22 protein-coding genes are annotated in these 26,246 nt (G+C 69.8%); 12 read left to right on the forward strand and 10 right to left on the reverse strand.

What is annotated here, in order from left to right:
- Positions 1-24: 24 nt before the first annotated feature.
- The gene (locus ABD205_RS02105; RefSeq protein ID WP_344041913.1) at positions 25-555 is read right to left on the reverse strand and encodes a hypothetical protein; all 531 of its coding nucleotides are present in this window, start codon (positions 553-555) and stop codon (positions 25-27) included.
- Positions 556-672: 117 nt separating this feature from the next.
- Positions 673-1,404 (reverse strand): carboxymuconolactone decarboxylase family protein, encoded by a 732-nt coding sequence (locus ABD205_RS02110; RefSeq protein ID WP_344041915.1) that lies wholly within the window; start codon positions 1,402-1,404, stop codon positions 673-675.
- 134 nt (positions 1,405-1,538) lie between these two features.
- Here ABD205_RS02110 and ABD205_RS02115 point away from each other — a divergent pair, with 134 nt between their 5' ends.
- The gene (locus ABD205_RS02115; RefSeq protein ID WP_344041917.1) at positions 1,539-1,853 is read left to right on the forward strand and encodes a hypothetical protein; all 315 of its coding nucleotides are present in this window, start codon (positions 1,539-1,541) and stop codon (positions 1,851-1,853) included.
- Between the two features lie 327 nt (positions 1,854-2,180).
- Here the strand turns inward: ABD205_RS02115 and ABD205_RS02120 are convergent, their stop codons facing one another.
- Entirely contained in the window at positions 2,181-4,700 is a 2,520-nt protein-coding gene (locus ABD205_RS02120) for a CaiB/BaiF CoA transferase family protein (protein ID WP_344041919.1), read from the reverse strand.
- 119 nt (positions 4,701-4,819) lie between these two features.
- Entirely contained in the window at positions 4,820-7,129 is a 2,310-nt protein-coding gene (locus ABD205_RS02125; protein WP_344041921.1) for an ATP-binding protein, read from the reverse strand.
- A gap of 283 nt (positions 7,130-7,412) precedes the next feature.
- Between ABD205_RS02125 and ABD205_RS02130 the strand changes: the two genes are divergently transcribed.
- The 5 genes from ABD205_RS02130 (at position 7,413) to ABD205_RS02150 (ending at position 13,246) form a co-directional block, all read left to right on the forward strand.
- Positions 7,413-7,721, forward strand: a complete 309-nt coding sequence (locus ABD205_RS02130) for a hypothetical protein (protein WP_344041923.1) — start codon at positions 7,413-7,415, stop codon at positions 7,719-7,721.
- An 82-nt stretch (positions 7,722-7,803) separates the two neighbouring features.
- Positions 7,804-9,051, forward strand: a complete 1,248-nt coding sequence (locus ABD205_RS02135) for a cytochrome P450 (RefSeq protein ID WP_344041925.1) — start codon at positions 7,804-7,806, stop codon at positions 9,049-9,051.
- Positions 9,048-10,295, forward strand: coding sequence for a cytochrome P450 (locus ABD205_RS02140; RefSeq protein WP_344041927.1), 1,248 nt, complete (start codon positions 9,048-9,050; stop codon positions 10,293-10,295). Before ABD205_RS02135 ends, ABD205_RS02140 begins: the two co-directional genes overlap by 4 nt.
- Positions 10,296-10,438: 143 nt before the next feature.
- Entirely contained in the window at positions 10,439-12,067 is a 1,629-nt protein-coding gene (locus tag ABD205_RS02145) for a flavin-containing monooxygenase (protein ID WP_344041929.1), read from the forward strand.
- Between the two features lie 87 nt (positions 12,068-12,154).
- Positions 12,155-13,246: a Zn-dependent alcohol dehydrogenase gene (locus tag ABD205_RS02150; RefSeq protein ID WP_344041931.1), complete on the forward strand. Its 1,092-nt coding sequence runs from the start codon at positions 12,155-12,157 to the stop codon at positions 13,244-13,246.
- Between the two features lie 59 nt (positions 13,247-13,305).
- Here ABD205_RS02150 and ABD205_RS02155 read toward each other — a convergent pair whose 3' ends face one another.
- The 3 genes from ABD205_RS02155 to ABD205_RS02165 are packed head-to-tail and all read right to left on the reverse strand — an operon-like array spanning position 13,306 to position 16,876.
- Positions 13,306-14,490: an NAD(P)/FAD-dependent oxidoreductase gene (locus tag ABD205_RS02155; protein ID WP_344041933.1), complete on the reverse strand. Its 1,185-nt coding sequence runs from the start codon at positions 14,488-14,490 to the stop codon at positions 13,306-13,308.
- Positions 14,491-14,495: 5 nt separating this feature from the next.
- Positions 14,496-15,659, reverse strand: coding sequence for an acyl-CoA dehydrogenase family protein (locus ABD205_RS02160; protein ID WP_344041935.1), 1,164 nt, complete (start codon positions 15,657-15,659; stop codon positions 14,496-14,498).
- Between the two features lie 23 nt (positions 15,660-15,682).
- Positions 15,683-16,876, reverse strand: coding sequence for a CaiB/BaiF CoA transferase family protein (locus ABD205_RS02165; protein ID WP_344041937.1), 1,194 nt, complete (start codon positions 16,874-16,876; stop codon positions 15,683-15,685).
- A gap of 122 nt (positions 16,877-16,998) precedes the next feature.
- On the opposite strand from ABD205_RS02165, the gene ABD205_RS02170 reads away from it, so the two are divergent.
- Complete coding sequence (locus ABD205_RS02170) at positions 16,999-18,429, forward strand: MFS transporter (protein WP_344041939.1); 1,431 nt, start codon at positions 16,999-17,001, stop codon at positions 18,427-18,429.
- On the opposite strand, the gene ABD205_RS02175 is transcribed toward ABD205_RS02170, so the two are convergent.
- Complete coding sequence (locus ABD205_RS02175) at positions 18,390-18,896, reverse strand: hypothetical protein (RefSeq protein ID WP_344041941.1); 507 nt, start codon at positions 18,894-18,896, stop codon at positions 18,390-18,392. The genes ABD205_RS02170 and ABD205_RS02175 overlap by 40 nt on opposite strands.
- A 120-nt stretch (positions 18,897-19,016) precedes the next feature.
- On the opposite strand from ABD205_RS02175, the gene ABD205_RS02180 reads away from it, so the two are divergent.
- The 4 genes from ABD205_RS02180 to ABD205_RS02195 all read left to right on the forward strand — a co-directional run bounded on the left by ABD205_RS02180 (position 19,017) and on the right by ABD205_RS02195 (position 22,461).
- On the forward strand, positions 19,017-19,544 hold the full coding sequence (locus tag ABD205_RS02180) for an HtaA domain-containing protein (RefSeq protein ID WP_344041942.1): 528 nt from the start codon (positions 19,017-19,019) through the stop codon (positions 19,542-19,544).
- Between the two features lie 140 nt (positions 19,545-19,684).
- A complete protein-coding gene (locus ABD205_RS02185; protein ID WP_344041944.1) occupies positions 19,685-20,518 on the forward strand; it encodes a mycofactocin-coupled SDR family oxidoreductase in 834 nt (277 codons plus the stop codon).
- A 70-nt stretch (positions 20,519-20,588) separates the two neighbouring features.
- Positions 20,589-21,971, forward strand: a complete 1,383-nt coding sequence (locus tag ABD205_RS02190; protein ID WP_344041946.1) for a tryptophan 7-halogenase — start codon at positions 20,589-20,591, stop codon at positions 21,969-21,971.
- A gap of 28 nt (positions 21,972-21,999) precedes the next feature.
- Entirely contained in the window at positions 22,000-22,461 is a 462-nt protein-coding gene (locus ABD205_RS02195) for a nuclear transport factor 2 family protein (RefSeq protein ID WP_344041948.1), read from the forward strand.
- Between the two features lie 24 nt (positions 22,462-22,485).
- Here the strand turns inward: ABD205_RS02195 and ABD205_RS02200 are convergent, their stop codons facing one another.
- Together ABD205_RS02200 and ABD205_RS02205 are read right to left on the reverse strand one after the other, a co-directional pair.
- Positions 22,486-23,310, reverse strand: a complete 825-nt coding sequence (locus ABD205_RS02200) for an alpha/beta fold hydrolase (RefSeq protein ID WP_344041950.1) — start codon at positions 23,308-23,310, stop codon at positions 22,486-22,488.
- A complete protein-coding gene (locus tag ABD205_RS02205; RefSeq protein ID WP_344041953.1) occupies positions 23,307-24,905 on the reverse strand; it encodes an FAD-dependent oxidoreductase in 1,599 nt (532 codons plus the stop codon). Before ABD205_RS02205 ends, ABD205_RS02200 begins: the two co-directional genes overlap by 4 nt.
- A gap of 128 nt (positions 24,906-25,033) precedes the next feature.
- On the opposite strand from ABD205_RS02205, the gene ABD205_RS02210 reads away from it, so the two are divergent.
- The gene (locus tag ABD205_RS02210) at positions 25,034-26,245 is read left to right on the forward strand and encodes a cytochrome P450 (RefSeq protein WP_344041955.1); all 1,212 of its coding nucleotides are present in this window, start codon (positions 25,034-25,036) and stop codon (positions 26,243-26,245) included.
- Position 26,246: the final 1 nt, after the last annotated feature.

Raw genomic sequence — 26,246 nt, forward strand, 5'->3', positions numbered from 1 at the left:
GTCTTCCAGTGCTCGGTCGGCGGCTCAGTCGGCCGCGTGGCCGACGGTGGCGTCGTCACCCTGGGGTGCGGCGCCGATCGGCTGGCCAAGCAGCTGGTCGAGCTGCTGGCGCGCGACCGCGAGCCTGCGGGCGTACTCGTCGCGCTCCGCGGCGAGGCGGTCGTCGTCCGCAGCAGCCGCCGGCCGCACCTCTGCGGCGAGCTCGCGGATGATGGCCTGGGCGAGCAGTTTGTAGTCGATCTCCACCGCCGGTAACCCTGGTGCGGCGATCGCCTCGACCGCCGACGCCTGGTCGGCGGGGTGCAGTGCGCCGGCCGACGGGGTCGGCGGCACGCCGACGCCCTCGATCTTGTAGGTGCGCTTGCCACGGATCTCACGCTGGATCTCGCCCTCGCGGTCCATCGCGGCGATCAGCTGGATGAAGGCCACGGACGAGCCCGTGTAGCCGACAGCGTCCTTCAGGACGCCGGTCGCGTACCCCGAGGGGTCGACGATCGGGCCCGAGGTCGCCAGGAGCTGACGGATCCGGATGCGTGCGGTGCGATCACGGGACATTGGTCCTCCAATGGTGTAGCGCGTGACAGCACCATAGCACATCAACTAGATGACACCACGCGACCAGGCGTGGACGAAGGCAGCGGATACGTAACCACCACGGTTGGAGGAAGGGAGTCAGCGCGTCTTGTCGAGCACCTCCAGGCCCACCTCGAGTGTGCGCAGTCCGGTGACCGACGCAACTTGGAGCACCTCGAGCACCGCCTCCGGGGCGACTCCGATCGCGAGTGCCTCGCGGACATGCTTTCGAAGACCGTCCACGTAGTGCTGGGGGCTCACCGCGTCGATCGCGATCGAGAGCAGATGCTTTGTCTCGGGGTCGAGCACGTCGTCGCGCTCCCACGGCAGGTCGATGACGCTGACCCGGGCCTCGAAGTAGTCGGGGTCCATGCGCAGGATGCCGGCGTAGATGGCGTTCAGCGGCCGCGGCCGTGGTCCGCGCGTCTCCAAGGTCCGCTGGAGCTCCTTCTGGCGCTCGGTGACCGGGGGAAGGAGAACCCCTGCAGCCGCCATCTCCTCCAGCAGGATCGGCAGGCCGACCGAGACGGCGTGAAGGCCGATCGAGCACGCGATCTCGAGGGTGCACAGGACCTCGTCGCGGGACGCGCCGTCGGCGAGGGCCGCCTCGACGCTTGCCCGCAGCCGCGGCTCGTCCGCCTCCGGGATCACTGACTCGACCGCCACGACGACGAGGGCGCGCACGGCCGCGCGAAGGACCCCGCGACGGTGCGGATGGTCGACCAACGCATCGACGGCCGACGCGAAGGCCGGGTCGAGCTCCCGGAGCAGGTCAGCCGTGCGCAGGTGACGCGCCAGCGCGTCCTGCTGCTCGGTGACTGCGTCGGTCATGGTGCTCCTCGCCTGGATCCGGGATGCAGAGAGTCTGTAGCGGCCGTCACAGTTTGTCAATGGCGTCGCTTGACGATACCTATCGAACGACGTAGCGTGCGTGACGGCGGTTACATCGAGGAACGGAGTCCGTCGTGGCGAACGAGCGAGTGGAGATGCTGGCCGAGCAGGCGGCAGCACTCCTTCCGGGACCCCCCGCCGTCCACGACGCCTTCGGCTACCTCGCCTGGGAGGATCTGATCCTCTCCGCGGTCCGTCGGCTGCAGTCGCTCGCCGACGACGTCCCCGCACTCGCCGCGGCAGGCGCACGGCTCCCCAGCCTTCAGCTCGACGGCACCGGCCTGCTCGTCCTGGCCGCTCGGCTCGCGAACGACGACGCGGCCGACACTGCCACGTGCGCGATCCTGCGCCGGATTGCCATCGTCCAGCCGGCTGTCGTCGGTCGCTGAGGCCGGTCCGCCGCCCTGGGACGGGCCGAGCGCTGACAGGCCGCGTACGGACAGGCGAGCACCGCCGTTTGATCGATACTGCCTGTCCGTACTGCAGCGCCTTCGTTAAGCGTGTCGCTTGACACGCGGTCGCAGCGGGGCGCCGCGCTCGTCCTGGGTGCCGAGATGAATCCGCGTCGTCCGGACATGCGACCGCGCGCCGCTCACCAGCCCCATCCGCCACACGACCCAGGGAAGAACGGAACTTCTCGGGTGCATGACACCCGAGAAGTTCCGGAGTCCCCGGTTCACCGGGGACTCCGCCCGCCCCCCGCTCAAGGCCCTTCGTCAGACGCCGGCGCCGGTGTCGCTGGCCGTTGCGCGCCAACGCTCTGCGGGCGTACGGACGTCGACCGGCGGCGTGTCCAGGCCGAACTCGACAGCGACGAGCGCGGTGTCGGCGCCCGGCGTCGGGGACGAGGCCGCCACCAGGTCAGGCGCTGCGCTGAGCTTGATCGGTGTGTTCGCCACCTCGATACCCCCGACGATGTCGTGGTCGGAGAGACGAATCCTCATCCCACGAGCGAGCGCCTGCGGATGCGCGAACGCCTCGCCGATGCTGAGGATGACGGCGCCGGGGAGCTTGAGGGAGAAGTACATGGCCTCCCACTCGGCAGCCGTGCGGTTCAGGAAGCTCGGCTCCACCAGTGCGTACAGCGCGTCCTCGTTCGCCCGACGGTCGAGCTCCGTGGAGAACCGGGGGTCGTCGATCCACTCCGGGTGATCGGCGGCCTGGCAGAACTTCGACCAGAACTGCTGCGTGATGCAGATGGTGAACCACCGGTCGTCGGCGGTGCGGAACACCCCGAACGGCAGGGATCCGGTCCCCCCGCGGCGCGGCTCGGGCAGGAACTCCTTGCCGACGGTGACTGCCTGCGGCGCACGGTAGGAGAGCAACGCCACCTGCGAGTCCAGCAGGCTGACGTCGACCTGCTGGCCACGGCCGCGCAGGCTCCGCAGACGCAACGCGGCGAGCGTCCCGAGCGCGGCGAACATGGCCCCCGTGAGACCGCCGATCGGATTGCCCCACCGGACGGGGACGTCAGGGCGGGTGTGGTCGACGCTGATGCTCATTCCACCGCCGAGCGCCTGGATGGCATTGTCGAACGCCGGGTAGGAGCTCCACGGTCCCGAGTGCCCGAAGCCGGTGATCGAGGTGGCGACGAGCTGCTCGTTGGACTGGCTGAGCGTCTCGTAGTCGAGGCCGAGGCGGCGCAGGACACCGGGACGGTAGTTGTCGAGGATCACGTCCGCGTTGCGCGCCAGACCGAGCAGGAAGTCACGACCCTCGGTCGTCTTGAGGTCGGCGGTCACGCTCCTCTTGCCCCTGTTGAGCCCGGCTCGGAACGATGCCTCCCGGGTCTCGTCCGGATAGGGCTCGAGGACCTGGCCGTAGGGACGCTCAACACGGATGACGTCCGCGCCGAGGTCGGCGAGGAGCTGCGCCGCGAAGGCCTTGCTCGGCTCGTCGCCGTTCATCTCGAGCACGGTCGTGCCCTCGAGGGGCAGCCCGACCTGCCGGGCCTCCTCGGGCGCGCCCCCATGACTCGAGCGGCTCCGGAGAGCGACGCCACCGCGCGGGTCGCCACAGTGGATCGCCCCGGAAGCGGACAGCCGCTCCAGCGCTGCGCCGTCGAGGCCGAGCAGCGAGCCGAGCACGAGGGCGGTGTCGGCGCCCGTCTGCCGCGGCGCCCACCACGTGGCCGGGTCGCTGAACTTGAGCGAGTCTCCCGCGACGGTCGCCGTCCGGCCGAACTCGTCGGTGATCTGGACCGCCATGTCGCGCGCGAGCACCTGCGGGTGGCGGAAGACGTCGGCGACGCGGGTGACCTTGCCGCACACGACGCCGGCCGCCATCAGGTGCTCCTGCCACCAGTCGGCGCTGCGCTGCTTGAAGACGTCCTGGAGGAGCTCGACCAGCTCCTCGCGGTGAGCGTGCCGGGCCGGTCCGGTGTTGAAGCGCTCGTCCGTGAGCAGGTCCGGCCGCTCCATGACCGCAGCCGCCGCCGGCCACATCCGCTGGCTGATGCAGATCGCGACCCAGCCCTCGCTGCAGGCGAAGTTCCCGAACGGGACCGTGCCCTGGCCGCCCTCGAACGGCGCGGGCAGTGGCTCTTCGCCGAACGTCAGCGCCTGCGGCACCCGGTAGGTGTTGAGGGCGAGCATGACGTCGAGCATCGAGACGTCGACGTGCTGTCCTGCGCCGGTACGGTCGCGGTGGATGACCGCGCCCACGACTCCGATGGCGGAGAAGATCCCGGCGAACAGATCGCCGATCGGGATGCCCCACCGCACCGGAGGCTGTCCGGGGTCGAGACGCGTGTAGTTCATGGTGCCCGACATGGCCTGCACGATCGGGTCGTACGCCGGCATGGTCGCCCACGGGCCGTCGCCGCCGAAGCCGGTGAGCGAGCACGTGATGATGCCGGGGTTGTGCTGTGCCAGCGACTCGCGGTCGATACCGAGCCGCTGCGTCACGCCCGGTCGGAAGTTGTCGACCACGATGTCGGCCTCGGCCACGAGCCGGTGGAAGATCGCCCGGCCATCGTCGGACTTCAGGTCGATGCTGACCGAGTGCTTGTTGCGACTCAGTCCCCAGTTGAAGGCCTCGTCCTCGCTGAGCCGCGTGGGGTCGACCTCGACCGGCCCTCCGGCGGGCGGGAGCGACTCGATGCGGATGACCTCGGCGCCCAGGTCGGCCAGCAACAGGGAACCGAAGGGGCCCGAGACGACCCGACACAGGTCCAGGACGCGAAGACCGGACAGGGGGGTGGTCGACGGCGGGGTCGGTGACGTGTCGGCATTCATGATGGGCCGACCCTAGGACTTCACGAGAAGAAACACAACTAACAACGCAACTTGAGCAGCACTAGCCAGCCCGTGAGTTTCCAGCGTCCAATTGAGTTTCTGTGGTGTTTGCCACGTGGTCAGGAGGAGCGGGACGCCGCCACCAGCGCCACGACCTGGCTGCGCGACGTGAACTGGAGCTTGGTGAGGATGTTCTGCACGTGGGTGTCGACCGTACGGGGAGCGATGACCAGCGCCTCGGCGATCTCCCGGTTCGTCTTACCGGTCGCCACCAGCTCGGCGATCTCCCGCTCGCGGCGTGTCAGCGGCAGGTCGCCGAGCGGAGAGTCTCCGACCGCCGCAGGCGCACGTACCTCGCCGAGCGCCGTGGCGACCAGGTCGTCCAGCGACAGCCGGCGGCCACGCGCGACCGCGGCGGCGTACTCGGCGTCGCCCAACTGCTCGCGCGCCCGCGCGGCGTAGCCGGCGTGCCGCTCGCGCATCCCCGGGTGACCGTGGAACGACGGTCCGACATCCCGGGCCCTCGCCTCCCGCGCCGAGAGCAGCAGCGCCGCCCGCCGCGCGTCACCCGACTCCAGTGCCGCCCAGGCGAGGAGCTCGATGGCCCACATCATCCCCTGCTCGTTCTCCAGCTCGCGCTTGCGCGCGAGACTCTCGTGGGCGAGCTCGGCGGCCTCGAGGACACGGCCGTCCAGCAGCGCCTCGAGTGCCAGGAAGACCCGGGCCCAGGAGAGCAGCAGCTCCTCACCGTTGGCCGCGCAGAGGCCGCTCGCCTCCTCGAGGACGGCGTGGGCGCGGTCCAGGTCGCCGCGGTAGCAGCAGGCGAGGCCCAGGTTGATGAGCGCGTCGGCCAGGTACGCCGAGCCGACGTCGACCTCGCGCTCCAGTGCGATCCCGGCCTCGAGCTGCTCGATGGCCCCGTCGATGCGACCCTCGAAGCAGTCCGCCACGCCGAGCGTGCACCGAGCGTGCGCAGCGCTGGCCAGGTCACCCCGAGCCTCGGCCGTCGCCAGGCACTCGGAGAGAAGACGTCGCGCGGCGGGGATGTCCTCGTCGACCGCGGAGAGGAATCCGCTGGTCCAGAGTGCGGCGGGGCGGTCGAGAGCCGTCCCGTCGTCCAGCTCGAGCAGGCGGGCCAGCCATCGGCGCCCCTCGGCGGGCCTGCCCGATCCGATCCAGTAGGGCCACAGGTCGCTGGCCATGCCCAGCCCGACTGCGACGCCCGCGGGCTCGGCAAGGGAGAACTCGAGCGCGGCCCGAAGATTCGACTGCTCCGCGTTGGCGCGAGCGAGCAGGCCTGACTGCGTCGGACCGAACCAGCCTCGGTGGAGCTCGCGTGCCAGCTCGGCGAAGTAGTGCAGGTGAGCCCACTGGGTCGCGGCGAGCTGACCGCTCTCGTCGAGGAGTGCCGCGCCGTACTGCCGGATCGTCTCCAGCATCGTGTAGCGCGACCCGCTCAGCACGACGAGGGACTTGTCCGCGAGCTCGAACAGCGCGGTCAGCAACTCCGGGCCGGCGAGGTCCCCACCGGAGCAGACGGCCTCGAGCGTCGGGAGCGTCGCGCCGCCACGGAAGACGGACAACCGCCCCCACAGCGTCCGCGCCTCCGGAGAGCACAGCCTCAGGCTGTAGTCGAGGCTCGCTCGCACGGAACGGTGCCGGGCGGGTGCGGTCCGAGATGCTGGGGTGACCTTCTCGAGTGGCCCGGATGCCTGGGCCAGCATCGTTTCCACCGAGAGCCACCGGCTGCCGGCGGCGGCGAGCTCGATCGCGAGGGGCAGACCGTCGAGGCGCCGGCAGAGCTCGACGACGGCGAGCTCGTCGACCCGCCCGGCGGCGATGTCCGCGTTGAGGCGGCCGGCTCGCTCGAGGAACAGCGCGACGCCGTCGTACGTGACCGCGACGCCGGGCGGAACGGCAGCCTCCGAATCGGGAAGCTCGAGCGTGGGCACCTGGTAGCGGACCTCGCCGTCGACGCCGAGCACCGACCGACTCGTCGCGAGGATGTGCAGGTTCGGGCAGCCGGACAGCAGGGTCGAGACCAGGTCGGCCACGGCTTCGACCAGGTGCTCGCAGTTGTCCAGCACCAGGAGGAGCCGCTGGTCGCCGACGAGCGAGACCAGCTCACCTGCTCCGGCGATCGCCGAGCGCGCCGGGCCGAGAACGGCCGCCACCGCGGAGGCGACCAGGTCGGGCTGAGAGAGCTCGGCGAGTGGGACCAGTCGGGCGCCGTCCGGAAAGGCACTACGAACGGTGCGGGCGACGTGTACGGCGAGACGAGTCTTCCCGACACCGCCGGGACCGGTGAGGGTGATGAGCCGGGCATGACTGAGGAGCCGACGGACCTCCGCCGTCTCTGCCTGACGACCGACCAGGCTGCTGATGTCCGCAGGCAGGGCGTCCGCGGCTCGCGAGTCCTTGCGCACCATCCGCCTTCGCCTCGACGACACCACCCCGGGCGTGGCCCAACACTGACAAATTCGCCTCGACCACAGCGTGACGGCGGTCACATACGTAGTCGATTGCGTCATTCTACGCATGTGCCGCGCACCTCACCGGGCGGACGGTGGGGCGGTCGTCCTCGAGACGACGACCCCATCACCCACGAGGACAGGCACCCGAATGCAGCGTTGCACGCAGAACCAGCCCTCACGTCGACCGACGCACGGATCCATCGCCGATCGCAGGTGGCGGCACCATCGCGTCGGGGTGGTGACGACACCGAGCGAGTCGGCACCGGACACGGCCTGCCTCGAGTCTGCAGGCGCGGAACCGGTCGCGCTCATCACGGAGGTCGCCGCGCTGATCCCCGCCCCCACGGCGGCGCTATGCCTGGACGACCCGTCCTGGGCCGCGTTCGACGGACTGCTGAGCGACGCGGCTCGCCTCGTCGCGACCGCTGTCGGCGCACGCGGCCTCAGGCTGCTCCGCGACCTCGCCGCCTCGTCGGTCGGCGACGACCTGGTGCAGAGCCTTCTGGTCGAGCGCACGATCGGCCAGCTGGACGGCCATCGTCTGTGAGGTCCCTTGTCGTACTCCTGTTATCTACGCCACTATGGCGCTAGGTTGAACAAACATTACTTGTAACACGATTGGCGACCTCATGACCGACCTTGCTCTCGAGGAGCTGCGAGCCGCGTACCGCCGCGACTACGACCCGTACGCCGACCGCTCCATCGCCGATCACCTCGCCGAGCTCGCGGACCGGCGCGTCGACAAGCCGGTGAGCTACTCGGCGCGCGGCAACGGCTGTTGGGTCCTCACGGACTACGACGACGTCTCCGACCTGCTGCGCCGCAACAACCGCGGCGTGGTGAGCTTCCCCAACGAGCCGGACGGCCTGAACCTGTCGGGCGCCCGAGACAAGCAGATCCCCATCGAGCTCGACGGTCCCGAGCACCGCGAGATCCGTCGCGTCCTGGACCCGCTGTTCGGACCCAGGAAGGTCGCCGAGCTCGAGGACCGCCTCCGCGAGGAGTGCAACCGGCTGATCGACGGTTTCATCGAGGACGGGCGCTGTGACTTCGTCTCCTCGTTCGCGGTCCCGTTCCCCGGAGCCACGGTTCTCGCCATCATGGGTTGGCCGCCGGAGGACCTGGAGATGATGAACGGGTGGGCGGACGTGCTCCTCCACGGCGTCCCCGGCGGCACCGAGGAGGAGAGCAACGCGGCCCGCGGCAGGACCCACCAGGAGTTCGCCGCATACATGGCCCGCAAGATCCCGGAGTGGCGAGCCGCACCGCGCAAGGACGACGTCATGTCGGTCATGCTCGACGCGGAGATCGGCGGCAAGAAGCTCACCGACGACCAGCTGTTCGACTTCTCAGTGCTGATGATGATGGCCGGCCTGGACACCGTTCAGAGCGTGCTGGCCCGCAGCGCCGTGTACTTCGCCGAGCGGCCCGACCAGTGGGACCGGATGTTCGAGAACCCGGACCTCGTGCCGACGGCCGTGGAAGAGCTGCTGCGCTGGGCGACGCCGCCGGTGCCGACCCGGACCATCACCGACGACCACCTCGAGATCCGCGGCGTCAAGATCCCGCAGGGCGAGCGGGTCCACGCCCCTCTCGGCTCGGCCAACCGCGACCCGAAGTACTACGAGAACCCGGACGAGATCGTGTTCGACCGTCCGGTCAAGCCCCACCTCGCGTTCGGCGTCGGCACACACCGGTGCGTCGGCCTGCACCTCGCCCGCCTCGAGCTCGCCATCGCCTTCGAGGAGCTGCACCGCCGGATCGGAAAGTTCGAGCTCGACCCCGAGCAGCCGGTGCCGCACGAGCACCTCGGCCTGGCCTGGGGTGTCCTCGACGTCCACCTTCGCTTCGCTCCCGGATCGCGAGAGCTGTCATGACCACCGAGACGACCGAGGACACCCGCGAGAGGCTCCGCCGCGACTACGACCCGTACGCCGGGGTCAGCATCGCGACCCAGGTCGACGGTCTGGCCAGGCGACGTGTGGAGCTCCCGCTGAGCTGGTCCGGCAGAGGCAACGGCTGCTGGGTGCTCACGCAGTACGACGACATCTCGGAGCTGCTGCGCCTCAACAACCGGGGCGTGGTCAGCTTCCCGAACGAGCCGGACGGCACCAACGCCGTCGGGAGCCGCCAGGCGATGATCCCGATCGAGATCGACGGCGACCAGCACCGCCAGTACCGGCGCTACCTCGACCCGCAGTTCGCGCCGCGGAAGGTCGCCGAGCTCGAGGACCACCTGCGCGAGCAGTGCAACCGGTTCATCGACGGGTTCATCGAGGCCGGGAGGTGCGACTTCGTCGAGTCGTTCGCCCTGCCCTTCCCGGGCGCGACGGTCCTGGCGATCATGGGCTGGCCGCTGGAGGATCTCGAGCGGATGAACCGCTGGACGTCGATCCTGCTGCACGGTGTGCCCGGCGGCACGCTCGAGGAGAACGCGGCTGCCCGCGGTGCGGCGCATGTCGAGTTCAGCGGATACATGCTCGAGAAGATCCCGGAGTGGCGGGCTGCGCCGCGCAAGGACGACGTGACGTCGGTGATGCTCGACGCCGAGATCGACGGCGCGAAGATGACCGACAACGAGCTGTTCGACTTCTTCGTGCTCATGATGACCGCCGGGCTCGACACGGTGCAGAGCGTGCTGGCCCAGAGTGCGGTGTACTTCGCCGGCCGGCCCGACCAGTGGGATCGCATGTTCTCCTCGCCGGAGCTGCTGGACCCGGCGGTCGAGGAGCTCATCAGGTGGGCGACGCCCCCGGTTCCGACCAGGACCGTCACCGTCGACTCCGTGCGCTTCCAGGGCGTCGACATCCCTCACGGCGACCGGATCCACGCGCCACTGGCTGCGGCCAACCGGGACCCGAAGTATTACGAGAACCCCGATGAGATCGTCTTCGACCGCGCGCCCAAGCCCCATCTCGGCTTCGGCGTCGGACCTCATCGCTGCGTGGGTCTTCACCTGGCGCGCCTCGAGCTGAAGATCGCGTACACGGAGCTCCACCGGCGCCTCCCGAGGTTCGAGCTGGACCCGGACGCGCCGGCTCCTCACGAGCACCTCGGCCTGGCCTGGGGCATCGAGGACGTCCACCTGCGGTTTCCGCCGGGGTCGCGCGAGACCTCCTGAGACCACCCTCGCGAGCGGGCCGGACCACGGTGTGGTCCGGCCCGCTCCACGTTTCCCATCAACACTGTTATCATGGTTGGGACTTAATAGAATCACGAGTGCAACATGAATAAGGGTTGCACCGATCGCGCAGGAGGAACCCGGTGTCGGAGCAGCAGACATTCACCACCGCAGGCAGCGACGCAACCCTGCTCGACGCCCTGGTCGTCGGCGCCGGGATCTCCGGCATCTACCAGCTGTACCGACTGCGCGAGCTCGGCCTCGACGTCCAGCTGCTGGAGGCCGGCACCGGCGTCGGCGGAGTCTGGTTCTGGAACCGCTACCCCGGCGCGCGCTTCGACGCCGAGAGCTACACCTACGGCTACTTCTTCTCCAAGGAGCTCATCGAGGAGTGGGACTGGAGCGAGGAGTACGCCGGCCAGCCCGAGATCGAGCGTTACCTCAACTACGCGGTCGACCGCTTCGACCTGCGCGGTCTGATCAACCTCGAGCAGCGCGTCTCCTCCGCGGTCTGGGATGCGACGGACCGGCGCTGGACTGTGACCACGGACAGCGGACGGGTCTGGCGGGCGCGGTACGTCGTCACGGCACTCGGCATCCTCTCGGCGCCGGCCTTCCCCAAGATCCCGGGGCTGGAGGACTTCCGTGGCGAGTGGGCTCACACCGGTCTCTGGCCCGCCGAGGGCGTCGACTTCAAGAACAAGCGGGTCGCCGTGATCGGCACCGGCTCCAGCGGTGTCCAGATCATTCCGATCATCGCCGGGGAGGCCGAGAGCCTCGTCGTCCTCCAGCGCCGGCCCAACTGGTGCACGCCGATCAACAACTTCGACATCACCCCTGAGCGGATGCTGGACATCCGCAACCGGATCGACGAGATCTTCGAGGCGACCCAGCTCTCTCCCTCAGGCTCGCCTCACCGTCCGATGATGGAGTCCTCGCTGGACCTGGACCCGGACGAGCGGCGCAAGAGGTTCGAGAAGCTCTACGACTCCCCCGGCCTGGTGATGGCCCTCGGCAACTTCCGTGACGTCGCTGTCAACCAGGAGGCCAACGACAACTGCACGGCCTACATCGCCGAGCGGATCCGCGCCCGGGTCAACGACCCGGCGGTCGCCGATCGCCTCATCCCGACCGACCACGGCTTCGGCCAGAAGCGTCCGCCACTGGAGAACGGCTACTACGAGGTCTTCAACGAGCCGCACGTCTCCCTCATCTCCACGATGGAGGAGGAGATGGTCCGGTTCACCGAGACAGGCATCCAGACCAGCGAGGGCCACTACGAGTTCGACCTGATCGTCTTCGCGACCGGGTTCGACGCTGTCGTCGGCTCGTACAACAGGATCGACATCCGCGGCGAGAACGGACTCAGCCTGCGGGAGCACTGGGAGGCGGGTCCGCGCACCCTCTTCGGCATGCAGACCGCCGGATTCCCCAACCTCTTCATGATTGGTGGCGCGCAGAGCGTCACCGGGACGATCCCGCGGATCACCGACTTCCAGGCCGACTGGGTCGCGTCCACGATCGAGTACGCCGACGAACACGGCTACGCCACGATCAGCACCACCGAGTCGGCCGAGGACGAGTGGATCGACCATGTCAACAGCACCATCGTCGGCACCTTGCAGCAGACCGCCGAGTCCTGGGCGTTCGGCTCCAACGTCCCCGGTCGCAAGCGTGCCTACCTGCTTTACGCCGGCGGTCTTCCGCAGTACCGCGAGCGCGTACGTGCTGCCACGGCGGCGGGCTACCAGGGGCTGCAGTTCTCGTCGTAGCCCACGACCGCCGGCGGCGCCGCACCCGTTGACGATGCTGCAATCAAGTCCTTATTATGTTGTTTCCATCATAGAAACGAGGGAGCAATGACAAGAGCGGCAATTCTGTGGGGCGTCGGCGAGAAGTGGAGCGTCGACGAGGTCGAGCTGGCCGACCCGGGTCCGGGTCAGGTCCGCGTCAAGATCCACGCCACCGGCCTGTGCCACTCCGACGACCACGCGGTGACCGGCGACATGCCCACCCCGCTCCCGCTCGTCGGCGGCCACGAGGGCGCCGGCGTCGTCGAGGCGGTCGGCCCCGGGGTCAGCCGCGTCGCGGTCGGTGACCACGTCGTCCTGGTCTTCCAGCCGCCGTGCGGTCACTGTCGCAACTGCGCGCGCGGGCGCTCCCAGCTCTGCATGAACGCTTCGCTGCAGGACTATGGCGCCAGCAAGCCCTTCCGCGCCCGGGGCCAGGAGGTCGCCGCCACCGGCGACCTGGGCACCTTCGCCGACGCCACAGTCGTCTCCGAGCGCTGCGTGATCCCGATCGACAAGGACGTCCCCTTCGCGGCGGCCTCGCTCCTCGGCTGCGCCGTCACCACCGGGTGGGGCGCCGCGGTCTACCTGGCCGAGATCGAGCCCGGCGACAACGTCGTCGTGATCGGTAGCGGAGGCGTCGGCGTCAACTCCGTCCAGGGCGCCAAGAACGCCGGCGCGAACATGATCGTCGCCGTCGACACAGTCGAGCTGAAGCGGCAGAAGGCGCTCGAGTTCGGCGCCACGCACGCCGTCGCCTCCGTCGAGGAGGCACAGGCCCTGCTCGCCGAACACACCCAGGGCCGGATGGCGGACGCCGCGATCCTCTCGGTCGGCGTCGGTGACAGCAGCAAGCTCGGCGGGATCATCGACCTGACCGGTCCGGCCGGCACGACGGTGATCACCTCGGTGTCGCCGTTCGCGTCGACCACCGTCGACATGAACCTCGCGATGTTCACGCTGACCCAGAAGACGTTGCGCGGCAACGTGTACGGCGGCGTCCAGGTGCATCGTGACATCCCCCGCCTGATCGACCTCTACCGCCAGGGCAAGCTCAAGCTGGACGAGCTGATCACCCAGACGTACACCCTCGACCAGATCAACGACGGGTACGCCGACATGCACGCCGGCAAGAACCTCCGTGGCGTGATCGAGTTCTGATCCGAGAGACATGAAGGGCCGCGACCTCCCGGTCGCGGCCCTTCGTGTCTCCGGTCGACTCAGACCAAAGCCGCCTCGAGGTCCGCGGTCAGCAGGGTGAGGTAGGTGCCCATGCTCTTCGCCATGCCGAGGAGCACCACACCCACGAGTCGACCACCGCGTCGGTAGCCCACCGCCGCCTCGCCTCCCAGATCACCCTCGAGCACCTCGACCCCGTCCGCCAACGCGGGCTGGCCGAGCGCACGCATGCTGACGACGCCCTGGTCGGACCAGAACGTAGGAACCGTCCTGAACGCATCGGTGTACGGCTGACCCGTGAGATCGCCGACGAGCACCTTGGCGGCGTACATCGCCGTGTCTACCGCCACCTGCCAGTGCTCGATGCGGCGCGGGACGTCGTCGAACAGCGTGTTCGGGAACCGCGCAACGTCACCCACGGCTACGGTCGCGCGACGACCGCCGAGACGGAGCATCGGGTCGCAGGTGACGCCGTCGGTGAGGTCCAGGCCGTTGCCTTCGAGCCATGAGCAGCTGGGTGCCGACCCGATCGCCTCGACGACGACGTCCGCGTCCAGCCGGGTCCCGTCCGAGAGCACGACCCTCGTCCCATCGATCGACGCCACCCCTGTGCCGAGGTGGAAGCGCACACCGGCGTCAGCGTGGCGCCGGCGGAGCTCGGCGCCGACCAGGGAGCCCAGAGGGACGAGCATCGGCTCCGGGTCGACAGCCACCATCGAGACGGTGCAGCCGCGGGCGAGCGCCGTGGCGGCCACCTCGCAGCCGATGAACCCGGCTCCGATCACGACGACTGTCGCCCCTGGCACGAGACGTGCCGAGAGCGCTACCGCGTCGTCGACGGTGCGCAGGACCTGCCGGTCGCCGCCCACCGTGCCCGGGAGCCGGCGCGAGTGCACACCCGTGGCGGCCACCAGCCCGTCGTACGCGAGCTCGGTGCCGTCGTCGAGCGTGACCGTCCGCGCCTCGAGGTCGGAAGCCGTGACCGTCCGTCCGAGCAGCCACCGCGTCTCGTGCTCGCAGTCGCGTCGGCGAAGCTCCACGCTCGCCGGGTCACCGCCCTCGAGGAGCAGCTTCTTCGACAGCGGGGGGCGTGTGTACGGGAGGTGCACCTCGGCGCCCACGATCGTGACGGTTCCCTCCCACCCCGCTCGGCGCAGCCCCTCGGCCGTCCGCAGCCCGGCCAGCCCGGCACCGGCGATGACGATCCCGCTCGGGGTGGCGGTCACGGCGCTCAGCCCCGCTTCGAGCGAGCGACCAGCTGGCTCATGATGACGTTGCGTTGGATCTCGTTGGTGCCCTCGCCGACGATCATCAACGGTGCGTCGCGGAAGTAGCGCTCGACGTCGTACTCGGTGGAGTATCCGTACCCGCCGTGGACCCGGACCGCGTCCAGCGCGATCTTCATCGCGGTCTCGGACGCGAAGAGCTTGGCCATGCCCGCCTCCATGTCGACGCGGCGCCCGGCGTCGAACTCCCGGGCGGCGTACAACGTGAGCTGCCGGGCCGCCTCCAGGCCGGTCGCCATGTCGGCCAGCAGGTTGCCCACCGACTGGTGACGCCAGATCGGCTTGCCGAAGGACTCGCGCGTCTGGGCGTAGGCGAGCGCGTCCTCGTACGCCGCCCGGCCGACGCCCAGGGCGCGGGAAGCGACCTGCAGCCGACCCGTCTCGAGGCCCTTCATCATCTGGGCGAAGCCCTTCCCGGGTACGCCGCCCAGGACGTTCTCCACCGGCACGCGGAAGTCCTCGAACGTGATCTCGCAGCTCTCCACGCCCTTGTACCCGAGCTTGGGGAGGTCCCGCGAGACCGTCATTCCCTCGCCCTGCTCGACCAGGAGCACCGAGATGCCCTGGGCAGCGGGCCGCGCCGTCGGGTCGGTCTTGCACAGCAGGGCGGTCAGTCCGGCCCGGCGGGCATTCGTGATCCACGTCTTCGAGCCGTTGACGACGTACTCGGCGCCGACCTCCTTCGCGGTGGTCCGGATGGCCTGCAGGTCCGAGCCGCCCTGCGGCTCGGTGAGGGCCATCGTCGCGCGCGGCTCGCCGAGCGCCAGGCGCGGGAGCCACTCCTCCTTCTGCTCGGGAGTGCCGTACTGGCTGATCAGCTTGACGACCACGGTGTGGCCACCCATGGCGCCGGCGAGGCTCATCCAACCGCGGGCGAGCTCCTCCGTCACGAGGACGTAGCACTGCATGCTGACCGGGTTCCCGCCGTACTCCTCGGGCACGGCCAGGCCGTAGATCCCCAGCTCCTTCATCTGCTCGATGAGCGCCTCGGGGTACACGTTCCCGTGCTCCAGCTCCTGCACGACCGGCTTGACCTGCTTCTCGACGAACTCGGCGACGGTCGTGACGATGGCGCGCTCGTCGCTGTCGAGCGCTTCCAGGTGGCCCATGGTTCTCCTCAGTGTCCTGCGAGTCAGACGGTTCCGTCGGCGTGGAGCTGCTTGATCTCGGTCTCGTCGAGGCCGAGCTCGGACAGCAGCACGTCGGTGTGGGCTCCCAGCGCGGGGACATCGCCCATCACGGGCGTGGTCCCCGCGAGATCGATCGGTGGCACAAGGGCCTCGACCGGGCCCCCCGGCGTCGCGATCTCGTGCCACCGGCCCCGCTCACGCAGGACCGGGTGGTCGAGGAAGTCGGCGACGTCGTTGATGGGCGCGTTGGCGATGCGCAGGCTGTCGAGCAGTTCGGCAACCTCGGAGCTGGTGCGGCGCGCGTACGCGGCCGCGACCAGCACGTCGAGATCCTCGCGGTTCGCGACACGCGCGGCGCCGGTCGCGAACCGCACGTCCTCCGCGACGGCGGGGTCGCCGAGGAAGTCGGAGCAGAACGCGCGCCATTCGGCGTCGTTCTGGATGGAGAAGAGCACCTCGCGTCCGTCCGAGGCGGCGTAGGCGCCGTACGGCGCGATCGTGGCGTGGTGGGTGCCGAGCCGCGGTGGCTGCACACCGCTGTAGGCGGTGTAGTAGGCGGGCTGGCTCATCCACTCGGCGAGCGCGTCGAAGAGCGAGACCTCGACCGCGCGGACCGCGCCGGTCCGCTCGCGGTCGAGCAGGGCGGTCAGCACGCCGCTGAAGGCATACATCCCGGCTGCGATGTCGGCGACCGACACGCCGACCCGTGCTCCGGCCTCGGGCGTACCGGTCAGCGATACCAGCCCCGTCTGGCACTGGATGAGCAGGTCGTAGGCCTTGCGCTGCGACCAGGGACCACTGCTGCCGTAGCCGTTCACGGCACAGCTGACAAGGCGGGGGTTGAGCTCGGCGAGCGCCTCGACGCCGAACCCGAGACGGCCGACCGCGCCCGGTCCGAGGTTGTGGACGAAGACGTCGGCCTCCGAAAGGAGCCGGCGCAGGACGTCCCGGCCACCGGGTGACTTCACGTCGAGCGAGAGCGACTCCTTCCCACGGTTGAGCCACACGAAGTAGCTCGACATGCCGTGGACGGCCTGGTCGTAGCCGCGTGCGAAGTCGCCGCCGCCGGGGCGCTCGATCTTGATGACGCGCGCACCCAGGTCGGCGAGCTGGCGGGTCGCGAACGGGGCAGCGACGGCCTGCTCCAGGCTGACGACGACGACGCCGTCGAGCGGTCGGGCTGCTGGGTGGACCATGAACACAAGACTACAATCATTAACGCTGGGCGTCCTGTGGAGAAACTCACAATTCTTATGCTGGCTTCAATAGTCTTGTAATGTTGTTATGTGAAGACTGACGCTGCCCGCTCCGACCGCGCATGAGCCCGGGGCTACGGCGTCGAGCGGCCTTTCCGGTCCTCGCGCTCGTGGTCGTCGCCGTCAACCTGCCGCAATCCGTCGTCGTCCCGGTGCTGCCGGCGATCGGCGCGAGCTACGGCGCCGATCAGGTCACGGCCACCTGGTTGATCACCGGGTTCCTCCTCTCCTCCGGTGTCGCCACCCCGCTGCTCGGCAGGCTCGGTGACGGCATCGGGCAGCGGCGGATCCTGGCAGGCGCGCTGGTCGTCCTGGCTCTCGGCTGCGCCGGCGCGGCCCTCGCACACACGATCGGATGGGCCATCGCCATGCGATTCGTGCAGGGCGTCAGCGGCGGCGCCGTGCCCGTGGCGTTCTCGGCCGTGCGGGCCGCAGTGCCACCCGAGCGGCTCACGTACGGCGTCGCCGTGCTCGCCACCGTCGGCTCGATCGCGTTCTCCCTCGGCATCGTCGTCTCCGGCCCGCTGCTCAGTGCCGCGGGCCCGGGGGCTGTCTTCCTGCTTCCGTGCGTCGTCGCCCTCCTCGCAGCGGTCGGCGTCCTGTTGGTGATCCCGTCGTCCACGCCCGCCACGGCTCCCGTCGGCAGGTTCGGACCCCTGCCCGTCCTTCTGTTCTCGGGCGGCTTGGTCAGCCTGCTGCTCGCGATCAGCCAGAGCGGCCGCCGTGGGTGGGACTCGCCCGTCGTGCTGGGGCTCGGTGTCGCGGGGGCGCTGCTCGGCGGCCTCTGGGCGCAGCGCGAGCGGCTGTCGACCGCCCCCTTCATCGACCTCCGGATGATGCGCCGACGCGGAGTGTGGACCGGCAACCTCGTCGCGGTCCTGGCGGGGATCGGTCTCTTCGGGTGCGCCGCGGGGTTGCCGCTCCTGCTCCGGACACCGTCGGACAGCGGCTACGGCGTCGGTGCGAGCGTCGACGAGGTCGGGCTCCTGATGGCGCCCATCGCCCTCGCCGCCTTCGTGACCAGCCTGTGCACCGGCCACCTGTACCGCCGGTTCTCCGCGCGTGCGCTACTGGTTGCGGGCGCTGTCCTCAGCGCCGCTTCGTACGTCGGCATCGCCGGTTGGCACGACAGCCGCTGGGTCATCGTCGGATGGTGCGCACTCCAGGGTGTCGGGAACGGCCTCATCCTCTCGACCGTGGCCGGGGTCGTGGTTGCCGCCGTCCCGGCGCATCAGACCGGCGTCGCGAGCGGTCTGAACACGAACGTCCGCACGATCGGTGGCTCGTTCGGCGCGGCGGCGACAGCCGCCATCCTGAGCGCCCACACCAGGAACGGTGCCACCGATGAGCACGGGTTCGTCGTCGCGTTCTCGATGATGGCCGGCGCCATGGCGGTGGCCGGGGTCGCGGCGCTCCTCGTTCCGGGCCCGGGTGCGGAGCAGGACGAGGGCCGTCAGGTCGCCGACGGCCAGCTCGCCGGCGAGATGTCCTGACGGGCCGGGCGTCGGGGCGCGAGGTGAGCGAGCTCGGCCAGGGCGGTGCGAGCAGCGTCGAGCCGACGGGCGTACTCGTTGCGATCCTGGGCGATGCGACGGCTCTCGAACCCGGCCCGGGCCGGGTTCGGGTCGACCGACTCGCCGGCGGTGAGCTCACGGAGCAGCGATCGCGCGAGTGCGTCGTAGTCGACCGTGAGCCGCCCCTCGGGCGTGTCGAGCACCGCCACCGACTCGACCACCGAGCCCACGCCTGCGATGCGGTAGGTGCGTTTGCCACGGATGTCGCGGACGACCTCCCCGTCACGCTCCATCGCGGCGACGAGCTGGATGAACGCCACCGGGGACCCGGAGTAGCCGACGGCGTCCTTGAGCTGCTTCGTGGCCTGGCCGCGGATGTCGACGACCGGGCCGGACTCGGCGAGGTGCCTGCGGATGCGACTGCGGGCGGTGCGATCTCGCGCCATGGCAACCTCCTCGATCACTCAATGATGGTGGAAGATCATTCGCTTCTATCTTCAAGACGTGTCAATATAGTATCGAACATCATTGGACACGGCCAGAGGACGGACGAGGAGAACCCCGAGATGGAGATCACGACGACCCAGGACAGCCCGGCCGCCGACTCCGGGGCCGACGTCACCCGGCTCGCGCACGGCCTGCGCTGGGGCATCAAGGCCTCGTTCCTCGACTACGTCCGGCGCATGCCGGACGGTCAGGGTTCGGTCGGCGACGGCGCCGTTCCCGTCGGGAGCGGTGAGCTGTTCTACGAGTACGACGCCGACGGGAGCTCGCCGGACGTCTGGTCGTTCCGCGGCGACGTCCGGTTCAGCGGCCACTACGGCATGCTCTTCGTCCGGGTCGCACATCCCACGATCGAGCTCGTCGGCGACCGGGCCGTGCTGACCATCGAGGACCCTCAGGCACGCGACGGCGCTCCTCGCGTACCACTCGTCACCGGCACGCTCCAGCGCGTGGCGGACCAGGCGCCGACCGTGGTGTGGGGCAGTGACAACGTCACTCTCACCGCCGCCGGGGTCGAGCTGTTCAACGACGTGTACGCCGAGGGCGAGGCCTTCGAGCCGTTCGTCGTCCAGCTGCCCGCCGGATCGTGAGTGGGGTCTTCGGTCGTCGATCCCGGAACGGCCGGCCCCACGTCATCGTTCGTCGAAGGCATCCAGCCGCCGGGCGTGCAGTGCCTCCAGCAGGCCGCGCGCGACCTGCCACATCATTGTAAGAAGGGTAACAACAGGCCATGGGACGTGTCAGCGGCAAGGTCGCCTTCATCACCGGAGCAGCTCGGGGCCAGGGCCGCAGCCATGCGGTTCGGCTGGCGGAGGAGGGAGCCGACATCATCGCCGTCGACCTGTGCGGCGACGTGCCCGAGATGCCCTACCCGGGAGGCTCGCTCGCCGACCTGGAGGAGACCGTCAGGCTGGTCGAGGCGACCGGCCGACGCATCGTGGCACGGAAGGCGGACGTGCGAAGCCTCGACGAGCTGCGGGCGGCCGTCGACGAGGGCGTCGCGGAGCTCGGCCGGCTCGACGTGGTGGTCGCGAACGCTGGCGTGCTCACCGCGATCGGCCCGTTCGACACCATGAGCGAGGCGGCATTCGCCGACCTGGTCGACATCAACCTCACCGGCGTCTGGCGCACCGTCACGGTGGCGATGCCCCACCTACGGGCGTCCGGGCCCGGCGGCTCGATCATCCTCACCAGCTCCAGCGCCGGCATCCGCGCATCGCGCAACACGGCGCACTACGTCGCCAGCAAGTTCGGCGTCGTCGGCCTGATGAGGGCGATGGCACTGGAGCTCGGCCCCGAGATGATCCGGGTCAACAGCGTTCACCCCACGCAGGTGGACACGCCGATGATCCAGAACGAGTTCATGTACCGCCGCGCGCGGCCCGACCTGGCCGAACCGGGCCGCGACGACCTCGCCGAGGCGTCGCTCTCCCGGATGGCCATGCCGATCCCGTGGGTGGACCCGGTCGAGATCGCCCACGCGGTGGTCTTCCTCGCCTCCGAGGAGTCGCGATACGTCACCGGTCTGGCGATGACCGTCGACGGCGGGATCAGCATCGCCTGACATCTGTTCCTAATCGTGTTCGTTTGTTATGGTTCAATTGACTTGTGATCAGCCATGCATGGAGGGCCCGATGACCAACCCGTTCGACCGCGCCGTGATCGTGGGCGGCAGCATCGGCGGCACCCTCGCCGCCGCCGCCGTCGCACCCCACTTCGCCGAGGTGGTCCTCCTGGACAAGGACCACCTCCCGGACGAGGCCGTCTTCCGCAAGGGCGTCCCGCAGGGCGCCCACTTCCACGCGCTTCTCGCCGCCGGACGCCAGGCGATGGACGAGCTGCTGCCGGGCTTCGCCGAGCACGCCTTCGAGCTCGGCGCGGCACGCCTCGACTCAGCGCTCGACGTCATGCGGCTGGACCGTGTCGGCTGGTCGCCGCGCTTCGAGTCCACGCTGGAGTTCCTCATGGCCAGTCGCCCGCTCATCGAGAAGGCGCTGCGCGACCAGGCCCACCAGTTGGCGAACGTCCGCTACGACTCCGGCGTCGAGGTCGCCGGCCTGGTCGGGGCCGACGGCCGGGTGACCGGCGTACGCCTCGCCGACGGTCGGAACATCGAGGCCGACCTGGTGATCGACGCCAGCGGCCGGTTCTCCCAAGCGCCCGAGTGGCTGCAGGAGCTCGGCTACCCGGCCCCCTCCGAGGAGGTCGTCAACGCGCACTGGGGCTACTCCTCGACATTCCTGCGGGTCCCCGAGAACTGGGACCCGGGCTTCCGCGCCCTCGCCGTCACGCCGTTCGGCGAGGGTGCGCTCACCCCCGAGGCCGCGTCCCGCGCGATGGCGATGTGGGTGGTCGAGGGCGACCGGCGCTGGATCCTCACGGCCCAGGGCTCGGGCGGCGACCACCCGCCGCGCACGGAGGAGAAGCTGCGCGAGTTCATCTCCTCGATCGGTGTCCCCGAGCTCGACAAGGCGCTCGCCGAGGTCGAGTTCCCCGAGAAGATCTCGATGTGGCGCGACACCCGGAGCCGGCTCCGTGACTTCGCCGGGCAGCCCGACCGGCCTGAGGGCTTCTTCGCGATCGGCGACGCGTGGATGGGCTTCAACCCCGTCTACGGCCAAGGCATGACCGCGGCCGCACTGGAGGCGCGCGACCTGCGCAGCGTCATCGAGGAGCAGCTGACCGAGCACCCGAAGGACCTCACGGGCCTGGCCGGCCGCTTCTACGCCAAGGCCGACGCGCTCATCAAGTACTGCTGGAACTCCTCCAACACGCTCGACCACCGGATCCCCGGGGTGGACTACACCGTGGACGGCGAGCCGCGCACGGTCGACGCCAGCTCGTCGGAGTTCTCCGACCGCCTGGCCGCCTACATGGGCCTCGACCCGGACCGTTACATCAAGTACCGCGAGACCACCCAGCTGCTCCGCTCCCCCGAATGGCTGGGCAGCGACGAGGTCGTCTCCGCGGTCAAGGCGCACTGGGACGAGCTCGGCCGCGCCATCGTCCCGCGCTGAATCGGCACCGACCACGACGAGGAGCACCATGGACCGGATCGACATCCTCTGGGCACGCGAGCAGATCAAGGAGACGAAGGCCAAGTACTTCCGGTTCACGGACCTGCGCCGAACTGAGGATTTCCTGGCCCAGTTCACCGAGGACCTCGTCTGGACCTGGCTGGCCGAGGACAACGTCACGCCGCTCGCCCGGTTCAACTCCCGCCAGGAGTTCGCCGACTACCTGGAGTCGATCAAGGAGAAGCGGCTCAACGGCTTCTCGGTGCACCACGGCCACACGGTTGAGATCGACGTGATCGACGAGGACAACGCCACCGCCATCTGGTCGATGCAGGACTACCTCCGGGTGCCCGGCGACAAGAACTTCATCGGCTACGGGCACTACCACGAGGAGTACCGCCGCGTCGGCGAGCGCTGGCTGATCAGCCGGTGCACCCTCACCCGACTCCACGTCGACCAGCTCGAAGGGGAGAACGCCCTCGGCACATGAGGTCGACGTCGGGCGACCGCGCGCTCACCCGCCGAGGACGGCGAGCACCTCCTCGACCCACCGGGCGCATGCGACCGGCTGGTCGAGCGGCACGTGGTGGAACGCTCCTTCGACGGAGACGGACATGACGGTGCGGCCGAGCCACCGCTCGAGCTCGGCGAGTGAGTCCGGGCCGCCCATGTCGCTCTCGGCTCCGTAGACGTAGCCGACCGGGCACCGGACTCGCGCCAGGTCGGCACGGAGACCGTCGTTGGTGAGGCGGCGACGCGCGGCCGGGTCGAACCGCCAGCGCCAGCCGCCGTCGGCCCGCGTGAGGCCGGCCGACGCCACCTCACGGAGCAGCGCCCCGTCGGCGACCGTCCGGGCGGGCAGGAGGCGGAAGCGATCGAGTGCCGCCTCCGCGGACACGTAGAGGCGAACTGTCGGGGTCGGCGGCGCCAGCTCACGGAGCGGCAGCCGGCTGTCGACGAGCACGAGGGACTCCACGAGCTCGGGGTGACGAGCAGCAGCGGCGGCCGCCACGAGCCCACCCATGCTGTGCCCCACCAGCGCTGCCGGGCTGTCAGTGCTGGCCTTCAGCACCGCCGCCAGCTCCGCCGCCCACTGGGCCGCGCCGTACGCCTCCCGGTGGTCGCTGCGCCCGTGGCCGCTCAGGTCGACCAGGACGACGCGGTGTCGCTCGGCCAGGACCGGCGCCACCCGGATCCACCAGCCCGAGTGAGCCGCGCCGCCGTGGACCAGCAGCAGCGCCGGTGCGTCCGTCGACCCCAGCACGCGGTACGCGATGCGGGCGCCGTCGACGTCGACGTACTCCGTTGCGGGATCGCCGGTCGTGGCTCCCGCACTCATCCCTGTGCGCGCGAGGCCGCGAGGAGCTCCTCGACAGTGACCAGCTTGAGGCGCGGGCGCGAGGACTCCCGACCCAGGCGCTTCTCCTCAAGGTCGATGCGACCCCACGCGGCCTTGTCGAGCAGGTCGTCGACCCGACCCGACAACAGCTTCTCGAGGTCCGCGCTCGGGTAGGCCGGGTCGGACAGCCGATCCGCCACCAGGTCCTGCAGGATGCTGTCGACGGTCTCCTCGGCGTCGGACTTGTTGCTGCCGATGATGCCCCGTGGCCCGCGCTTGATCCAGCCCGAGCAGTACACCCCCGGGACCGACTCATCGGTCTGCGGGTCGACCACCCGGCCGGCATCGTGCGGCAGGGTCGCGGTCACCTCGTCGAACGGCAGCCCGTCGACCGGCGTGCCGCGGTAGCCGATGGCCCGGAGGACCAATGAGGTCTCGACGCGCTCGGTGCCGCCGTCGGGCCTGCGGAAGACCACGGCCTCGGCGGCTCCGTCACCCTCGACGGCGACCGGTTCGAGCCCGAACCGGAAGCGGATCGACTTCGTGTCTCCACCGCTCGTCCGGGACGCTGCCCGGACCAGCACGTCGTGGCGTCGGTCGCCGTCACGGCCGGTCAACTCGTCGTCGACGGCGCTCACCGTGATGCCGTCGAGCTGGTCGAGGGCCATGATCTCGCCGAGCGAGAACGCCGCGTGCTCCGGTCCGCGCCGGGCAGCGATCACGACCTCGCGGACGTTGCTCGCCCTCAGCGCGGCGACCGCGTGCTCGGCCATCTCGGTGCGCTCCAGCACCTCGGTCGGACGCAGGAGGGTCCGCGCGACATCGAGCGCGACGTTGCCGTTGCCGATGACCACCACGCGTTCGCCGCTCAGGTCGAACTCCTCCGCGGTGTGGTCGGGATGGCCGTTGTACCAGGCCACGAAGGAGCGCGCGCCGTGCACACCGTCCTTCTCCTCGCCCTCGATCCCCAGGCGACGGTCGTCACGAGCGCCCCCCGCCCAGAGGACGGCGTGGTGGTAGTCGAGCAGTTCGGAGAGGGAGACGTCGCGGCCCACCTCGACGTTGAAGTAGCAGGACACGTTGGCGCGGCCGAGGACGGTCGCGAACCGGTCGGTGATCTTCTTGGTGTTGGCGTGGTCGGGTGCGACGCCGGCGCGGACCAGGCCGTACGGCGTGGGCAGCCGCTCCAGCATCGTCACGGAGACGCCCTTGATCTCACTGAGCGCGCCGGCTGCGTAGCAGGCTGCGGGGCCGGTGCCGACCACCGCGACGCTGAGGGTGGACCGGTTCTCCGGCAGCGTCCGGCGGGTGAACGTTGGCGGACCGACACCGACCAGCGGGTTGGTGACGAAGTAGTCGGCGTTGATCGCGAGGTAGTCGGAGTACTGCTCGGGCAGGTCCCAGTCGGAGTGCACCGCGTCGACCGGGCACTCGTCGAGGCACGCCCCGCAGTCGATGCACGTCTCGGGGTCGATGTAGAGCTGCTCGGTGCTCGTGAAGTCGGGGTCCCCCGGGCGCGGCCTGATGCACTGGACCGGGCACACGGTGATGCACGAGCCGTCGTTGCAGCAGCCCTGGGTGATCACGTACGTCATGTTGAACACAATAGTCCAACATCATTAGCATGGCGAGAGCTCGGCCACTTCCGGCGTTGACACGACGATTCAATACTGCCACAGTCGTGTCGCAGTGAAGGATGTGCACCCCGCCCGCAAGGAGTCCCGTGAACAGTCCAGCCGACACCACCGCGGTCACCGACTTCGACCACCACTCCGCGACGTTCGCCGAGCGACCGTTCGAGGCCCTCGCCGAGCTGCGGGACACCTCACCGGTCGCCTGGTCGACGGCGCACGGCGGGTTCTGGGTCATCACCGACCATGAGCACGTGGTCGACGGCCTGGCCGACTACGCGACGTTCTCGTCCACCTCGGGACCGGCCATCCCCGCCAACCCCTTCGGCACCCGGCACATCCCCGTCGCCTTCGACCCGCCCACCCACGGGCTGTACCGCAAGGTGCTCAACGAGTGGTACAGCAAGGCCGAGATCACCCGACGCGAGCCGGAGATCAAGGCGATGGTCGAGCAGATCGTCGCCGGGCTCGCCGCGCGACGCAGCTGGGACTTCGTCGCCGACCTCGCCAACGTCTCCCCCGGCGCGGTCACCCTCGGGATCCTCGGCTGGGACCCGGCCCGGCGCCTGGAGCTCCTCGACGTCATGACGGTGTCGATGCGCAACCAGGCCAACCCCGACCCCGACGTCCAGGAGCAGAACGCCCAGCGCAACGTCTGGTTCCGCGAGCAGATCCTCGGCGAGGCGGAGGACCGGCGGGCACACCCGCGCGACGACCTCATGACGGTCGTCGCCACGCAGCCCGTGGTCGGCGGTGCGCAGCTGACCGACGAGGAGCTCTGCGACTGCGTCGTGCTCCTCCTCCTGGCCGGCTTCCACACCACGAGCGGGGCGTTCACCGCACTGCTCGCCCACCTGCAACGCCACCCCGAGGACCGGCTGCGGCTGGACCAGGACCGCGACCTGATCCCCGACGCGATCGAGGAGATCATCCGGATCTACTCCCCGGCGACCGCCCACGCCCGCCGGGTCACCACCGACACGGACTTCGGCGGCGTACGAATGAAGGAGGGCGACTGGACGCTCTTCGTGAACATGAGCGCCAACCACGACCCGGACGCCTTCCCCGAGCCGGAGAAGGTCGAGCTCGGCCGCAACCGTGCGAAGAGCGTCGCCTTCGGCTGGGGAGTCCACCGGTGCCTCGGTCTGCACCTGGCCCGGCTGATCCTGCGACTCGAGGTCGAGGCGGTCTTCGACCTGCTCCCCGGCTACGAGATCGACCTGGACCGGGCCGAGCTCTCGGGGCGGATGGGCCAGGGCTACTTCTACGACTCGATGCCCGCCCACCTGCCCGGAAAGGCCTGAG

It is taken from the genome of Nocardioides panacihumi (genome assembly GCF_039530925.1).
Lineage (GTDB): Bacteria > Actinomycetota > Actinomycetes > Propionibacteriales > Nocardioidaceae > Nocardioides > Nocardioides panacihumi.

What these genes read in the sequence shown, in the direction of transcription:
- ABD205_RS02105 (WP_344041913.1), bottom strand. Translation starts at nt 555, where the DNA reads ATGTCCCGTGATCGCACCGCACGCATCCGGATCCGTCAGCTCCTGGCG.
- ABD205_RS02110 (WP_344041915.1), bottom strand. Translation starts at nt 1,404, where the DNA reads ATGACCGACGCAGTCACCGAGCAGCAGGACGCGCTGGCGCGTCACCTG.
- ABD205_RS02120 (WP_344041919.1), bottom strand. Translation starts at nt 4,700, where the DNA reads ATGAATGCCGACACGTCACCGACCCCGCCGTCGACCACCCCCCTGTCC.
- ABD205_RS02125 (WP_344041921.1), bottom strand. Translation starts at nt 7,129, where the DNA reads ATGGTGCGCAAGGACTCGCGAGCCGCGGACGCCCTGCCTGCGGACATC.
- ABD205_RS02135 (WP_344041925.1), top strand. Translation starts at nt 7,804, where the DNA reads ATGACCGACCTTGCTCTCGAGGAGCTGCGAGCCGCGTACCGCCGCGAC.
- ABD205_RS02140 (WP_344041927.1), top strand. Translation starts at nt 9,048, where the DNA reads ATGACCACCGAGACGACCGAGGACACCCGCGAGAGGCTCCGCCGCGAC.
- ABD205_RS02150 (WP_344041931.1), top strand. Translation starts at nt 12,155, where the DNA reads ATGACAAGAGCGGCAATTCTGTGGGGCGTCGGCGAGAAGTGGAGCGTC.
- ABD205_RS02160 (WP_344041935.1), bottom strand. Translation starts at nt 15,659, where the DNA reads ATGGGCCACCTGGAAGCGCTCGACAGCGACGAGCGCGCCATCGTCACG.
- ABD205_RS02165 (WP_344041937.1), bottom strand. Translation starts at nt 16,876, where the DNA reads ATGGTCCACCCAGCAGCCCGACCGCTCGACGGCGTCGTCGTCGTCAGC.
- ABD205_RS02170 (WP_344041939.1), top strand. Translation starts at nt 16,999, where the DNA reads ATGAGCCCGGGGCTACGGCGTCGAGCGGCCTTTCCGGTCCTCGCGCTC.
- ABD205_RS02175 (WP_344041941.1), bottom strand. Translation starts at nt 18,896, where the DNA reads ATGGCGCGAGATCGCACCGCCCGCAGTCGCATCCGCAGGCACCTCGCC.
- ABD205_RS02180 (WP_344041942.1), top strand. Translation starts at nt 19,017, where the DNA reads ATGGAGATCACGACGACCCAGGACAGCCCGGCCGCCGACTCCGGGGCC.
- ABD205_RS02185 (WP_344041944.1), top strand. Translation starts at nt 19,685, where the DNA reads ATGGGACGTGTCAGCGGCAAGGTCGCCTTCATCACCGGAGCAGCTCGG.
- ABD205_RS02190 (WP_344041946.1), top strand. Translation starts at nt 20,589, where the DNA reads ATGACCAACCCGTTCGACCGCGCCGTGATCGTGGGCGGCAGCATCGGC.
- ABD205_RS02195 (WP_344041948.1), top strand. Translation starts at nt 22,000, where the DNA reads ATGGACCGGATCGACATCCTCTGGGCACGCGAGCAGATCAAGGAGACG.
- ABD205_RS02200 (WP_344041950.1), bottom strand. Translation starts at nt 23,310, where the DNA reads ATGAGTGCGGGAGCCACGACCGGCGATCCCGCAACGGAGTACGTCGAC.
- ABD205_RS02205 (WP_344041953.1), bottom strand. Translation starts at nt 24,905, where the DNA reads ATGACGTACGTGATCACCCAGGGCTGCTGCAACGACGGCTCGTGCATC.